This is a genomic window from Flavobacterium oreochromis (genome assembly GCF_019565455.1).
Lineage (GTDB): Bacteria > Bacteroidota > Bacteroidia > Flavobacteriales > Flavobacteriaceae > Flavobacterium > Flavobacterium oreochromis.
Window position 1 is genome coordinate 178,312 of the sequence record NZ_CP067377.1, and the last position, 14,866, is coordinate 193,177.

10 protein-coding genes and 1 CRISPR repeat array are annotated in these 14,866 nt (G+C 31.6%); of the genes, 2 read left to right on the top strand and 8 right to left on the bottom strand.

From position 1 onward, the window contains the following. Positions 1-24 precede the first annotated feature (24 nt). Entirely contained in the window at positions 25-660 is a 636-nt protein-coding gene (locus tag JJC03_RS00995) for an IucA/IucC family C-terminal-domain containing protein (protein ID WP_374226255.1), read from the top strand. After that, positions 654-2,057 carry an MATE family efflux transporter gene (locus JJC03_RS01000; RefSeq protein ID WP_235873824.1) on the top strand — a complete coding sequence of 468 codons (1,404 nt, stop codon included), beginning with the start codon at positions 654-656 and terminating at the stop codon, positions 2,055-2,057. The genes JJC03_RS00995 and JJC03_RS01000 overlap by 7 nt, the downstream gene beginning before the upstream one ends. Before the next feature lie 795 nt (positions 2,058-2,852). Here the strand turns inward: JJC03_RS01000 and JJC03_RS01005 are convergent. The 8 genes from JJC03_RS01005 to JJC03_RS01040 all read right to left on the bottom strand — a co-directional run bounded on the left by JJC03_RS01005 (position 2,853) and on the right by JJC03_RS01040 (position 14,736). Then, a complete protein-coding gene (locus tag JJC03_RS01005) occupies positions 2,853-3,161 on the bottom strand; it encodes a GIY-YIG nuclease family protein (RefSeq protein ID WP_235873825.1) in 309 nt (102 codons plus the stop codon). A 972-nt stretch (positions 3,162-4,133) separates the two neighbouring features. Then, positions 4,134-5,489, bottom strand: a complete 1,356-nt coding sequence (locus JJC03_RS01010; RefSeq protein WP_088445325.1) for a UDP-N-acetylmuramate--L-alanine ligase — start codon at positions 5,487-5,489, stop codon at positions 4,134-4,136. Positions 5,490-5,778: 289 nt separating this feature from the next. After that, positions 5,779-6,539: a CRISPR direct-repeat array (repeat unit 36 nt; unit sequence GTTGTATTTACCCTTCAAAATAAGGGCTTTCACAAC). A gap of 231 nt (positions 6,540-6,770) precedes the next feature. After that, positions 6,771-7,334, bottom strand: coding sequence for a hypothetical protein (locus JJC03_RS01015; protein ID WP_235873826.1), 564 nt, complete (start codon positions 7,332-7,334; stop codon positions 6,771-6,773). A 2-nt stretch (positions 7,335-7,336) separates the two neighbouring features. After that, complete coding sequence (locus tag JJC03_RS01020; RefSeq protein ID WP_235873827.1) at positions 7,337-8,692, bottom strand: hypothetical protein; 1,356 nt, start codon at positions 8,690-8,692, stop codon at positions 7,337-7,339. A gap of 311 nt (positions 8,693-9,003) precedes the next feature. Next, positions 9,004-10,236 (bottom strand): hypothetical protein, encoded by a 1,233-nt coding sequence (locus JJC03_RS01025; RefSeq protein ID WP_235873828.1) that lies wholly within the window; start codon positions 10,234-10,236, stop codon positions 9,004-9,006. 628 nt (positions 10,237-10,864) lie between these two features. Beyond that, positions 10,865-11,536, bottom strand: a complete 672-nt coding sequence (locus JJC03_RS01030; RefSeq protein WP_235820633.1) for a tetratricopeptide repeat protein — start codon at positions 11,534-11,536, stop codon at positions 10,865-10,867. A gap of 4 nt (positions 11,537-11,540) precedes the next feature. Then, on the bottom strand, positions 11,541-13,778 hold the full coding sequence (locus tag JJC03_RS01035; RefSeq protein WP_235873829.1) for a hypothetical protein: 2,238 nt from the start codon (positions 13,776-13,778) through the stop codon (positions 11,541-11,543). Next, positions 13,741-14,736 carry a hypothetical protein gene (locus JJC03_RS01040; protein WP_258932052.1) on the bottom strand — a complete coding sequence of 332 codons (996 nt, stop codon included), beginning with the start codon at positions 14,734-14,736 and terminating at the stop codon, positions 13,741-13,743. Before JJC03_RS01040 ends, JJC03_RS01035 begins: the two co-directional genes overlap by 38 nt. Between the last annotated feature and the right edge of the window lie 130 nt (positions 14,737-14,866).

Consider the following 14,866-nt stretch of genomic DNA (forward strand, 5'->3'; position numbering starts at 1 on the left):
CAAAAAAATGAAACCTGTTTTACCATGGCAGCATTACTTCATATAGACTATGAAGGAAAACCTTTTATTAAATACCTTATTGAAAAATCAGGAATTAGTGCAAAACAATGGATTAATCAGTACATACAAGCATATTTAATTCCCTTAGTGCATTGTTTTTACACACATGAACTGGTATTTATGCCTCATGGAGAAAATCTTATTCTTGTATTAAAAAATCATCTAGTTCAACGTGTTTTTATGAAAGACATTACAGAAGAAATTATGCTTTTTAATACTAGTACCCCTTTACCTGAAAAAGCAGAAAGAATACGAATCAATCTTCCAGAAAAGTTGAAAGTATTAAGCATTCAAAATGATATTTTTCAGCATTTTTTCCGGTTCTTATCTGCTATTTTAGATCAATACAAGATCTTAAAAGAAGAAATTTTTTGGGAAATTGTTGGTTCTTCTATAGCTGAATACCAACTAAAAAACCCTCAACTTAAAACATCCTTTTTACAACATGATCTCTTTAGTAAAACATTTGAATCCTGCTGCCTAAATCGCTTACAACTTAAAAACAATAAACAAATGCTGAATTTAGCAGATCCTGCTTCTAGTTTACAATTTGTAGGAGCATTAGAAAATCCTATTCATCAATATAAACCAATATGGTAAAAGATATCAAAGCAAAATTTAAATTTCTTAAACATAATGATGTAGTTGATTTTAACACCATAGGAATTAAGGAAGGAATATGGTTATTAGCCATCCCTATGATTTTAGAATTAATACTAGAATCTGTATTTTCATTAGTAGATTTATACTTTGTAGGACATTTACCTAATAGTCAATTAGCAATCCAAATTATAGGTTTCACTGAATCTATAAATACAATTATATATTCTATTGCAGTAGGATTTAGCGTAGCTATTAGTGCTCTAATTTCTATCTCTATTGGTCAAAAAAAGGTAGATAATACAGGAAAAATCATTATACAAGCTTTAATCATAGCCTCTATTATTTCCTTAATAATTAGCACTTTGGGCTATTTTTATGCCCCAGCTATTTTTACTTCTTTAAATGTTTCACAAGAAGCTATTAATTATGGAATAAGCTATCCTAAAATTATTTTTAGTAACAGTCTATTTATTCTCTTATTATTTTTAATTAACGGAATATTTAGAGGTATAGGAAATCCTTTACTTGCTATGAAAAGTCTTTGGATAGCTAATGGTTTTAATCTTCTACTATGTCCGTTACTAATAAATGGTTGGATCTTTATCCCTGCCTTAGGAATTGAAGGTGCCGCTTGGGCAACCGTTAGCGGAAGAGCTATAGGTGTTCTTTATCAATTATATTGCATTCGCAAAATCAGAAAATCTATAGGCTTTCAGAAAAAACGTTTTGAATTAGATTTTCCTATTATTAAATCTATTATTAGTATTGCAACACCTGGTATATTCCAATACATATTAGCTTCATTAAGTTGGATATACTTAGCACAACTGATTGCTAAAAATGGTGGAGAATATGGTTCCGCTGGGTTTCAAATTGCTGTTAGAGTAATGTTATTTTTCATACTCCCTATTTGGGGATTAAGTAATGCTGTTGCTACATTAACTGGACAATATTTAGGCGCACATCATTTAACAAGAATTAAAGTTTTAACTAAAATTGTACTTAAGTACACCCTATTTCTTTGTTTAGGAATTACTTTAATAAACCTATTTTTTGCAGAAAATATTAGTTTATTTTTCACTAATGACATACAAACTATTATACGAGCAAAAGAAGCTATGAAAATTATAAGCTTAGGTTATATAGCCTATGGAGTTTCTATGATTTTCAACAATTTATTTAATGGTGCTGGTAATACACAAATTCCCACATTAGTAAACTTCTTAGGCTTTTGGATTTTTCAAATACCTTTTGCTTATTATCTAATAGAATTTCAAAAACAAGAATATATATACGCTATTTGGCTCGTACCCATTACCGAAACCATTCTTTGTTTTCTTTATTTTACTTTATGGAAAAAAATTACCTCAACGCAGCAGTGTAATTTCGGCTAATGACAACTAAATAATTTATTTTTATTACACATTTAGAATAAAGAATGACTTTTTAAGGATTACTTCTTACCTAATAACGCTAAGATTCGTTTTTCATTTAAATTAAAACATAGTGTTATAAAAATCTTCCTTGTTTTATTATCTATTAAAGAGGTAGGAAGTAATCTATATAAAAATTTCAAATGCGGAGTCTATCTCAAAAGTAGATCATTTAATTAAAGAGGTTTCGCACTTCGCAATGACTACACGCTGAGAAATACTAAACTTCAAATAGAGAAGCTAGTTAACTACCGTAATCCTTCAACACAACGTCATTGCGAGGCACGAAGCAATCTAAAAAATTATGATTGCAATTATTTCCTTCGATATTTGATTATACATCAAACTACTTTTAGATTATTTCACTTTTGTGTAACTAAAGTCTAATCCATTAGATTGCTTCGTCGTGCCTCCTCGCAATGACTGAACGCTGAGAAATACTAGGTGTTAAATTGAGAATACTATTACCTAAACGCCAATTCTAAACATAAACCATCAACGCAACGTCATTGCGAGGCACGAAGCCATCTAAAATAGTTTCATCATAGATCCTTTCATTCAGCATTTATTAAATGTCAAACTATTTTCAGCTTGTTCTGTGATAATCCAGTTCAAGATTAGTACCTCGCTACTTTAGATTGCTTCGTCGTACCTCCTCGCAATGACTAGACGCTGAGAAATACTAAACTTCAAATAGAGAAGCTAGTTAACTACCGTAATCCTTCAACTCAAAGTCATTGCGAGGCACGAAGCAATCTAAAATAAATTCAGGATATCTGTAATCTCGTCATACAAATCCTTCCACTCCGGATTTATACTGTGTATCAAATCAATTTTAGCTTGTCTTGAACCAGCTTTGATTTGCTTTTCTCTACCTATGGCATCCCCTATCATTTGGAATGATTCGTAATACACCAATTTATTAAGGTTATATCGTCCTGAAAAAGAATTGGGGTAACGTTTTTCTTTATGATCTAATATACGTTGGGGCAAATTAGATGTTACCCCAACGTATAATGTTGTATTCGTATAATTGGTGATTATGTAAATAAAACCGGGTTTCATAGGTTACTCGTCTTTTATTAGATTGCTTCGTCGTACCTCCTCGCAATGACGACACGCTGAGAAATACTAAACTTCAAATAGAGAAGTTAGTTAACTACCGTAATCCTTCAACTCAAAGTCATTGCGAGGCACGAAGCAATCTAAAAAATTATGATTGCAATTATTTCCTTCGATATTTGATTATACATCAAACTACTTTTAGATTATTTCACTTTTGTGTAACTAAAGTCTAATCCATTAGATTGCTTCGTCGTGCCTCCTCGCAATGACTGAACGCTGAGAAATACTAGGTGTTAAATTGAGAATACTATTACCTAAACGCCAATTCTAAACATAAACCATCAACGCAACGTCATTGCGAGGCACGAAGCAATCTAAAATAGTTTCATCATAGATCCTTTCATTCAGCATTTATTAAATGTCAAACTATTTTCAGCTTGTTCTGTGATAATCCAGTTCAAGATTAGTACCTCGCTACTTTAGATTGCTTCGTCGTACCTCCTCGCAATGACTACACGCTGAGAAATACTAAACTTCAAATAGAGAAGTTAGTTAACTACCGTCATCCCTCAACGCAACATCATTGCGAGGCACGAAGCCATCTAAAAAATTATGATTTAAATAATTTCATTCGGTATCTGATTAGATATCAAACCTATTTTAGATTGCTTCATTTTGAGTAACCAAGACTTAGTCCATTAGATTGCTTCGTCGTACCTCCTCGCAATGACTACACGCTGAGAAATACTAAACTTCAAATAGAGAGGTTAGTTAACTACCGTCATCCCTCAACGCAACGTCATTGCGAGGCACGAAGCAATCTAAAATAATTTTATCAGACATCCTCTCATTCAGCATTTATGATGTACCAAACTATTTTCAGCTTTTTCAGTGATAATCCAATTCAAAACTAGTATCACGCAACTTTAGATTGCTTCGTCGTGCCTCCTCGCAATGACCTAACAAGGTAAATCATCCAATCAACCCTTTTACCTCTTCAAAATCTAATCCTCCGTAATTCCCTGAACTCATTAACAATAAAGCCGAATTATCTAAATCCTGGCTAAACAAATAGTTTTTAAAATCGGCTGGATTGGTATAAATAACTAGATCATCACGTTTGAAAGATTGCGCGATTTGCTCATAAGTTACTTCTTCTAATTTTTTAATTTTTACGGCATCAGGTGAGTAAAAAACAACTGCCACATCAGCAGCATCCAAAGCGCCTTCGTATTGTTTTAAAAATTCAGCATTCAAACTACTATACGTATGCAATTCTAAACATGCCACTAATTTTCTATCGGGATATTGTGCTTTTACCGCTTTTGTAGTCGCCGACACTTTACTAGGCGAATGTGCAAAATCTTTATAAGCCACTCTGTTAGCTGATTCAGCTATTTTTTCTAAGCGTTTAGACGCTCCTTTAAAAGTGGCAATCGCCTCATAGAATTCGGCTTCATCAACTCCCATACATTGACAAACCCACTTAGCTCCTGCTAAATTATTTAAGTTATGCGCACCGAAAACTTCAATTGGCATTGCTCCTTCTGGTGTTTCTAATAAAGTTTTTCCATTTTCAACTGCATATTCAGGCGTGAAATAAGGAATCTTGCGAATAGGATTATCCGCATTTTCAGAAACGCGTTTTACTTCAGCATCGTTTTCGTTATAGATTAAAATTCCACCGTTAGTAATCTTCTGAATAAAAATTTCAAATTGCTCTACATAGTTATCATACGTTGGAAACACATTAATATGATCCCATGCAATCCCAGAAATCAAAGCGATGTTTGGGTTGTACAAATGAAATTTTGGTCGCAAATCAATAGGTGAAGTCAAATACTCATCGCCTTCTAACACGATGAATTCATTTTCTTCTGTTAGATGCACCATGGTATCAAAACCTTCTAACAAAGCACCTACCATATAATCCACTTTGATGTTATGATAGTTCATCACATGCAAAATCATGGAAGTAATCGTTGTCTTACCATGCGAACCCCCGATTACTACACGGGTTTTATTTTTAGATTGTTCGTATAAAAACTCGGGATACGAATAAATTTTCAACCCTAATTCCTGAGCACGTACTAACTCGGGATTATCCGCTTTGGCATGCATTCCTAAAATGATCGCTTCAATATCCGATGTGATTCTTTCTGGAAACCAACCTAATTCGGCTGGTAATAATCCTTTGGCTTCTAATCGTGATTTAGAAGGTTCAAAAATAGCGTCATCGCTACCTGTTACTTTGTACCCTTTGTTGTGTAATGCTAGTGCTAAATTGTGCATGGCTGCACCGCCTATGGCTATGAAGTGTGTTCTCATTTGTAAGTGTAGAAATTTAACGTATTCAGAATTATAAATTCTTCAACCTATTTTATATTGTTCAAATATAAGTCATCGGTTTTTTATTAGAAATAATTTAGTTGGAAAACATACACTAAAAATAATTGGCAAGAAATAAACAACTAAGCTTATTAACATTCACTACTCAACCAAGTTGTATTTACCCTTCAAATAATCATTCACGAACTCCCATAAAAAACAATAGAAACAGCGTGAGTAAAATAAGAGCTTTCACAACCAGACTTTGAATGTTATGGGAATGGCTACCGTTGTATTTACCCTTCAAAATAAGGGCTTTCACAACTCAAATTACAAGAATTTTCCCTTTGGTGGCGTTGTATTTACCCTTCAAAATAAAGGCTTTCACAACGTACTAGAAACGGTTTGCAAAACCAAATTGTTGTATATACCCTTCAAAATAAGGGCTTTCACAACATGGCTACAACCCAACAGATGAGCCTTTTTGTTGTATTTACCCTTCAAAATAAGGGCTTTCACAACTTACAATTATTACGGCACATCTAAAACGTAGTTGTATTTACCCTTCAAAATAAGGGCTTTCACAACAATTTCTATAGTAGAAATTGGCGGGAATGAGTTGTATTTACCCTTCAAAATAAGGGCTTTCTACAACCTTGACATCATTCGCCCAAAAAATGAAACTGTTGTATTTACCCTTCAAAATAAGGGCTTTCACAACAACATTCTCGATAAAGAAGAGGAATTGCAGTTGTATTTACCCTTCAAAATAAGGGCTTTCACAACTTAAGCTAATAAATTAGTATAATATTTAATGTTGTATTTACCCTTCAAAATAAGGGCTTTCACAACTCACTAGTTAAATATATGCGTTCCTTATTAGTTGTATTTACCCTTCAAAATAAGGGCTTTCACAACTATCAGCTCCAATTTTTGTTGACAACGCAGGTTGTATTTACCCTTCAAAATAAGGGCTTTCACAACAATTAAACCATTAGTAAACAACACAATTAAGTTGTATTTACCCTTCAAAATAAGGGCTTTCACAACCCTCAATCGAGTAAAGCCAGTATTCATCAGGGATTTTGATATATTTTCAAGAAAAAAATAACCTTTTTTGGGTGTATTGAGTACAAAAATAGTCATTTTTTTAATCCTAGTTCAGTTTGTCAAAGAGCTTGGCTTTGTTTTATATTGACACTTTTGATTTGATTATATCATTAATATAGATTTCTTCTTCTTTCCTGCGAACTAACCTATTGCTTTTTTGTTCCTCTTCATTTAAACTCTTTTTGCTTTTGCAAATAAGTCATCATGAAGCGTATCTTTTAACGCAGTCAATACCTCACGTATTCTTTTTATAGGTATGTCATAAAAAGTAACTAATGAAGAAACATCAATATTGGCATTAACTATTTCTTCTTCAATAAATTTTTCTTCTATTTCTATTAATTTTTTCACATAAGAAACTTCTTTTGGGAAATTAAAATGATAAACATTATTTCTATAATTTCTTCCTTCTAGATCTTCTAATTCATAGTTTACAGACAAATTGGAAAATTTGGCAAAACTGATATAAAATTGATCGAATGGAGAAGTAGGGGTAAAGTTTTGCTTCTCCTCTTTCAGTAGGGTAGTGCCGTTTTCTTCTTTTAGACAATAATACCCCTCCAATTCCATTAAAACTCTAGAAAATTTATTTGAAGTAGTAAGTAGATAGCTTTCTACTTTTTTAAATTCATCAAAGTTTATTTTATTATTGTTCAATAATTTATTAGCTATGCCAATCATAGATTTTGACGTTTTTAATTGAATAGGATCTTGATCGTATTCCTCTTTTATCATTTTTAGATAAACAGGAAGATTTTCAAAAAAGGATTCGTTGTAAACTTTTTCTTGTTCTTTTTGAATACTAAAATACGTTCGAAAGATACTAGATGTTTAAAAGGGACTTCAATATCGTATAAAATAGTTGAATCAGTTTTTTTACTTACTGGTATAGTTATCGATTTTTGAAGTATAGCATTGATACTGTTTTTAGTTATGGTTATATGTTCTTGTTTTATATAAGTGCAGGCAATTTCATATAAAAAACAATCTTCAAGCTTTGCTTTAAGTAATTTTTTAGTTAAATAGCGATAGCTTTTTTGTTCTTCATTATTTAATTCTATAGGATTATACCACTTCTCATTTAAGTATTTTTCGTTTTTAACTAAAGTGGTAAATATTAGTTTGCCATTTTCTACTTTAAAGTGATAATTAGGTCTGCTCTTTAAAAAATCTAGAAATTGAGAAAGATTTATAACCAACATAAATTGTGGTATTTGTGCATTTTTTAGTGCTTTAAAATCTTTTATAAAGGCATAGTTTTCTAATTTGTAGCTATCTTCTTTAAATGGAGGTGGTGTTGTTAACCAATGGGTGTATTTTTCTTTTGTTTTGTCATACAATTGCTCAAAACTATTGGCATTGTTAAACAATTGTGCAAATTCTTGATTCCTAAAAAAATCTTTAGCATCTAACAGAATTTTTAAATTCTCTTTATAATGTGGTAAATCAAATGCAAATAAAAAACGACTAAAATCATTAAATTCTTCTCTTGTGATATGAAAATGTTTATGATGATTTGTTGAATCTTCTCCTTTGTTCTCCTTATAAATGGCTTTGAAATACATTAGGTTCCAAGCCTTTTTCATAAAACGAAGTTTAAACTGCTTGCCTTTGTTCTTTTTTTCAAAATCTGCTAAAACACCATTTTCTTTTGCTAGTTCCAGTAGTCTTTTATAACGTTTTTCTTGTTGCTGGGTTTCTAACAAAAGTTTTTCGAGTGTATTATTATTGCCCTTTCGGTTTTCAGCATATACATTTTGCAATAATCGTTTAGGCAGGTATTTTGACAACGTATTTTTATCTTCCTTTTGAAAGGTGTTAGTTTCTATTAATTGTATTTGTTTATCAAAATTGCTTTTGTAGATATTAAAATAATCTAGTAAAACATTTTTTCCTTTGCCTTCAATATTGGGTAGCCTTTTATCATTAAGTAGATAAAAAGCATTTTCTAAAAAGTAGATGATTAAGTTTTTAGAAATAGGAATCAATAATGTTTCAGTTGATGTTTTAATTTTTATGCTTATTGCATTGTTTTCAAATACAAATGGATTGTCCCAAGTTTTTACGGTATCATAAGCTACAAAATCAACCAACCTGCCGTGATGGTATTTTAGTTTGTCAAATTCCTTTTTAGTTAAGCTAATGTTTTTATGCTTTTTTAATTCTTCATTTTCTTCTGTGGTTTGTGTAGCATAACATTTAAACAGGGCATCCTTGCCAAAATAATTTTGGGAAGCTAAAAAATGAGTAGCAAATTCTAAAAATCGATCTTGGTTTCTGCCATTAGAAATTAAAAAAGTATTTTCTTTTATTCTCTTTTCCAGTTTTTCTGTAGTAGGTGCTTTTTTATTAACACCTTCATCAAATTTTCTGATTATGGATTCATTTTCATTCTTATCCTTCTCTAATTTTTCTTTCTTTTTAAAATTGATAGTTGGATTAGAAATCTCTTTTTCAATAATTCAACTTTTGTTTTTGCATCTTGTATTTTTTTTGGTATTAAAAGTAAATCATCAAAATTTTGTCTTTTATTTCCGTCCAAATTAAACTTTCTATTATACTTAACTAATAAATGTTTGCAATAATATACAAATTCATTTTTACATTGAAGGCTATTTAATGTTTCTTCTTTAAAAGTATCAATTTTATTTTGCTCCTTGCTATCACTTTTAGTAAGATAGGTTTTAACTAACTCTTTTTCAAAAATAATCTCTACTAGGGCATTTGTCATTTTAGGAAACATAATACCTGTTTTGTTTTCTGGTAGATAAGGAACAGCTTTTTTAGCATTTTCTTCTACTTTTAAACTAGCAAATTTCATTTCACTATTCCAAGCTGTAGGGTATTTGTCAAGATACTGTATTATATCACGAAATTTAGTTAACTGTTTTTCATCATTATCAATATCCTGACTGCTTGGTTTTTTAGAGAAAAAGGTGATAATCGTAGGCTTCTTTCTTTCTTCTTGTGTTTTCGTTTTTTTAAATCCTTGAATTTTTGAAACTAGTTTACTGGCTTCATCTTTGTACAAAAACAGAGAAACAATAAATAGGGTAGCATTATAGGATAGATACGTTCCTTTTGTAATAGTAAAAGCAGGTTCGTTATCAATTTCAAAATCAAAATCGGTTTTCACATTAATATAAAGCAACTCTTTTATCGCTTCTTTATAATCTAAACGAGCAAAGGCATCTATATTTTCTATAATGGTAGTAAGTTCGGCTAATTTACTTTGCTTTTTTTGTTTGTCATCGTCATTTAAATCTGTTTTCTCCAGTTCCTTTTCTATTTCTGAAATAGTATTATTTAGATTTTCTTTTGGAAAAAACTTTTCTTGCAAAAAAACCACTAATCCTTTTAAGTGATTTACTTCATTATCATCGTAAAAATTTTCTTGTTGTATTTTCTTTTCATCACAATAATTAGCAATAGATGAGAGTAAAAAAGCTTCCTCGATAAAGTTTTCAAATTTGTTTTTTTGATTATTAAAGAAACTGGTACTGTCCATATTCAATGCATTAAAATCGTGTATAAAATGACTATTAATGTTTCTTATATCATTCAACAAACCTTTTTCTTTAAAATTTTGATCATACGAATAAAAATAATCCCAAAAATCGATATTCTCACTTTGCAAACTCAAAAATTATGAGGGACGTCTTTTTTTGATCCTCATTATATTGATAATCAAATAGACTTTTAGTAGCTATTGTTTTATACTTATGCCCTAGTGTAAAATAAAATAAACGGTGGTGTATTCTTTCTTTAAGTACTGTATTACTATTTTGAGTATTATTTTGCGCAGTTTGCGGCTGTATTTGTGTTATAAATTTAAAATTTCGACACGCTTTTTCGCAAATGGGCCCTATGTTGCCTTTGTGTTTAAAAAAATAGTTGAATTTAACTGAATTATTCATCTTGTCTTAGCTTGTATATTCATTGCCAAAATACAAATTTTCAAATAAAAAGTACCAAACGAAGCTTCGTTTTAGGAGTGTATGAGTAGAGTTGTAAGCAACTTTTCTAAAAGTCAACATATTTATTAATCATTTGAGTTAGGATTGTACACAAAAATAAATTGATAAAAAAACACAACCGAACTCGTACTTACTATTTTGAATATGCCTTAAAAAATTACATACCAAAATTCAATTATCTTCCCTACTACTTCTTTCATATGATTAGATGGGTTTATCAACTGCTCTCAAGCCTAGACCTAACCGATTTTTAAAATCGGTTAGGTCTAATAAACTAAAAAACGATTTCTATTTGAAATCGTTTTTTAGTTGTTCTGCCTTGGTTTTATCTTTCATTTTATTTTGATATAAATCATATAACTTTTCGAAGGTAACTTTTGAATGACCGAGTTGATAGGCTTTTTTTAGCCAAAACTCGGCATTTTTGTAAGCATCAAACTGTACGGCTATATACCCTTGCGCTAAATAGGCATCTACAGGAGAAAAAGTAATGAGTTCCTTAGCATATTGACTGGCTTTTTCTTGTCCTCCTCCAAATAATTTGGGCAATTCGCAGTACAGAATAATTAATGCCCAATGGGCTCCTATATGTTTAGGTTCTAAATTTAAAGTTTTTAAAAAAGCGTTTTCTATATCGCCTACCATGGTTAATGCTCTTAATTTATTAACATTTTTTGCTTTCATTGCTAAAGCACTACCATATTTAAACCAACTATCTGCTTTTTGAGGTTCTATATGAACTAATTCTTCTCCATAATGTACCATATGGTCCCAATCTTTGTTATAAAAAGCTATTTCACCCAGCTTTTGTATTATTTCAACATTCTTAGGATCGGTCTTGAGTAAATTTTCTAATAAAGGTTTAGCTAGGGCAAATTTCTTTTGTTTGCATAACTCTAATGCTTGCTCAAGAGGCTGTTGAGCGAAAAGAGATTGAACAAACAAAAATAAAAACAGCATTTTTTTAATTGGCATATGCTCTAAAATAACCACATTCATTGATAACATCCTGATAATATTTCGTTTGTTTATATTTATTTTTAAGTATTTTGAATCCTTTAAAAAAGACAAAATCTACTTGATAAGGTTTAAATGCTGGTGTTTGATAAAAAGCATTGCGTTCTATTTTAGTTAGCATATACACCGCCTTGGCTCCTTGTTCGTCATTTTCTGCCGCAGCTAAAGCTTTTTGATAATACAAACCTGCTTGCTGATCATTTACTAACATGCCTTTATAGGTATCATTTATATAATTTGTATAGTATTGATCTATTATTTTATTATCATAAAACAAACGAGCATTACCATAAAACGACATATTATAAAAAGCATTACCCAACAACAAATAATCAGTAAAGGCCCCATCGCCTCTTTCTATTATTCCTTGTATTTCATTCATTTTATGCAAAAAACTAATTTTAGTATATTTAGTAACCTGTCTAGCTTCATGATCACAGTCGCTACAATCTCTTATATTTCCATTAAAGGGATTTCCATATAAGGTGGTATCTTTTCTGGTTACTGCCTTTTCCATTTCTTCTACAGCACCGCTAATATTATTAGCATAAGCGAGCTTTATCGCTTTATATTCATAGATATCATCCAGCTTTATGTTATACAATGACAGTAAAAAACGATCCCATTCTGCGGTTGGTGCACTCTCTTGGTAGGCTTGCATCTTCTCTAAATGCGTGGCATTCAAATAAAAACCAGGGTTATTGTATAGCAATTCCGAATAGACTATGTTGCCTTGTTTTTTGTAGAGATTGCCTAAATATGTTTTGCTCCAACTAATTAAGAAAGAAGTACGTAGATTATTATTTTCTTCTGACTCTTGGCTTAACTTATACAACCATTTTAAATGAGGTAAAATCTTCTTCTGCGCAGCCTCATCCATTTTTTTCAAAGCGGCTATCTCGTTAAAAACTTTAAACAATTTCAACTGCTGTTTGGCCAAAGGAACGGCAGGTAAACTTTTTTCGGCTAATGTATAATAGTGCGCTGCGGAAGTATAATTACCATTAATCGTTTGTAAAAAACCATAGGCTAAGTTCCAAACATGTGGATTTTTAGTATTATTTGCTTTAGCAATCTCCCCTACTAACGCAGACAATTTAGGACTCAGTGCCTCCGCTTTAAAAGTTGTCCCTTGACTATAGTCATCTGAATTACTATTCATTTTATCCTCGGCTTTATTAATAGCACGGGTTAATAATAAATCCAAATGCGGATTAGTAGGTTCTAATTGATGAATATTTTGAATAGCGCTTAGTTCATCAGCATAATACCCATACAGTGTCCATAAAGCGGCTTTTTGAGAATCATTTTTACAGAGTAATAAGGCTTCCTGAAAATCAGACTCGTCTTGTGGATGAAAACAAAAAGTAGCCGTAGATCGCAAATGAGGACAATGATCAAACACTACGGCATACAAATAATTGGAAGTAGCAAATTTTTTAGCCTTAAATGCTACACCCGCCACATACGACAAGGCTCGGTAATACAATTCCTCTTTAGCAACCGTAGCTTGCGTGCGATTAAAAAAAGTTGCACTTTCGGTCCTATTTTCTGAATAAAAATAAGATTTCATAGCCAGAAACCAATAACGCGATTTTAAGAACGGATCTTTCACCGCTTGGTAAACACTTTCTATTGCTTTAGCTTGTTTCAGCGGCATTTGCTCCACTTCTTCTAGGCGTTCGGTTTCATAATTCCACGAGGGAGATTGCGTGCAATAAGGCTCCACTGCTTTAGCTAATTTTAAGAACAAGAAAAACTGACGCACTTGCTGATCGCTTAACAGATGTTTTTTATTCCATTTGCTTTTCCCATCTTTGGTTGTTATGGCTTTATTAATAGCCGCTAAATCCGTTCGAGCCGAATCAGAAAAAATGTAATATTTCAAATCGGTCTCAGGGATTTTATTTCCTAAATATTTTTTCCAATCTGCAATAATTGTTTTTTCAAAACGATCTGAAAACCTCGAATCATATTCTCCCCCCCAATCGTACATACTCGAATAGAAAAGATGATTACTATAAAAAAGAGGTTCATAGGATTTGTCCGTAATAAAAGCTTCGGGAGCAAAACTAGAAGTCCCCGAAAACCAATCCCAATCGCCTTCTGCACAAAAAGAAAATACAGCAGTTACAACTAACAGCGATTTAAAAATCAGAGACAAAGGTCTTGAAAAAAGATTCATCTGAAATATATTTAAAGTTTGTTTGATCTAAATCATAAAAAATAATCGACTTTGATTGCTGCGGTAATCGATCCTGAAGTAAGTCTTTCATTTCTTCAAGATCGGCTTTACTAATAGCCTCTAACCGCAAACCATCATTTTCTTGAAAATAAAATCCTTTGTACAAGCTGTTCCTTTTTACTCGTATTGTATTTTCATGGACTTCAAAATTAGGATTATTTTCAAAATCTGCTATCTCCATTTTAGAAATCAAATTAATAATGCGGTTTCCTCGCGTATGTACCCACCATGAAAAGATAGGCAGAGCTACCGAAAGACGCAACGGATAGTCTTTTAAATGGTATAGATATTTTTTTGCAATTTCTGCATCATAAATAGAGTTGGTCCCTTTTGCGCTTAACTGCCCCATATTATAAAACATCAACACCCCAGAATCTACAGGAGGTACTTTAGTCTCTTTGAAATATTTTATTTGATGCAAACGAATGGTAACCGATATTTTTTCTTTAGCTTGTTTTTTTAGCAATGCCAAAAACTGCATATATGCTTCTTTACTCGCTAAAGACCAATCGCAATCTATCTGTATTTCCGCTACTTTTAACGCATTTACTTTGTTAATCTGATGCACTAGCTTAAGTATCTTATACGCCAGATCAGCAACTTGTAAATGTTTATCTAAGAACACTTCATTTTTTATAAAAACAACAGGGATAATTTTTTGTGTAACTTTTTTTTGGCTAAAATGAATGGGGGCTATGGGCATTGGTAACCCATTTACCAAGGCAACATCAAAATAACGGAGGTACAATTGCTGCACTTCATTGTTAGTAAGTACTTGTTTTTCTGGTTCCGACAAATGAAAACGCGTTTTCCAATAATAAAAAGAAACAGCCGTTTGTTCTTTCTTTTCGCACGAAAGAACAATTCCGATAAAGAATAATACGATTAATTTTTTCATGTTGTTTTTAGCTAGGCAAAGATATAAACCCAAATTAGCATTAGAAATCTACTCAACTTTATTTTTCTTCAACTTTAAGCACGTACACAAATTTTAGGCATCAAAATAGTTCACTATTCTTTCTTTTTAA

Bases quoted from the DNA above. Each gene is read 5' to 3' on its own strand.
- JJC03_RS01030 (WP_235820633.1), bottom strand. From the start codon at position 11,536: ATGCTGTTTTTATTTTTGTTTGTTCAATCTCTTTTCGCTCAACAGCCT.
- JJC03_RS01010 (WP_088445325.1), bottom strand. From the start codon at position 5,489: ATGAGAACACACTTCATAGCCATAGGCGGTGCAGCCATGCACAATTTA.
- JJC03_RS01000 (WP_235873824.1), top strand. From the start codon at position 654: ATGGTAAAAGATATCAAAGCAAAATTTAAATTTCTTAAACATAATGAT.
- JJC03_RS01015 (WP_235873826.1), bottom strand. From the start codon at position 7,334: ATGATAAAAGAGGAATACGATCAAGATCCTATTCAATTAAAAACGTCA.
- JJC03_RS01035 (WP_235873829.1), bottom strand. From the start codon at position 13,778: ATGAATCTTTTTTCAAGACCTTTGTCTCTGATTTTTAAATCGCTGTTA.
- JJC03_RS01040 (WP_258932052.1), bottom strand. From the start codon at position 14,736: ATGAAAAAATTAATCGTATTATTCTTTATCGGAATTGTTCTTTCGTGC.
- JJC03_RS01005 (WP_235873825.1), bottom strand. From the start codon at position 3,161: ATGAAACCCGGTTTTATTTACATAATCACCAATTATACGAATACAACA.
- JJC03_RS00995 (WP_374226255.1), top strand. From the start codon at position 25: ATGGCAGCATTACTTCATATAGACTATGAAGGAAAACCTTTTATTAAA.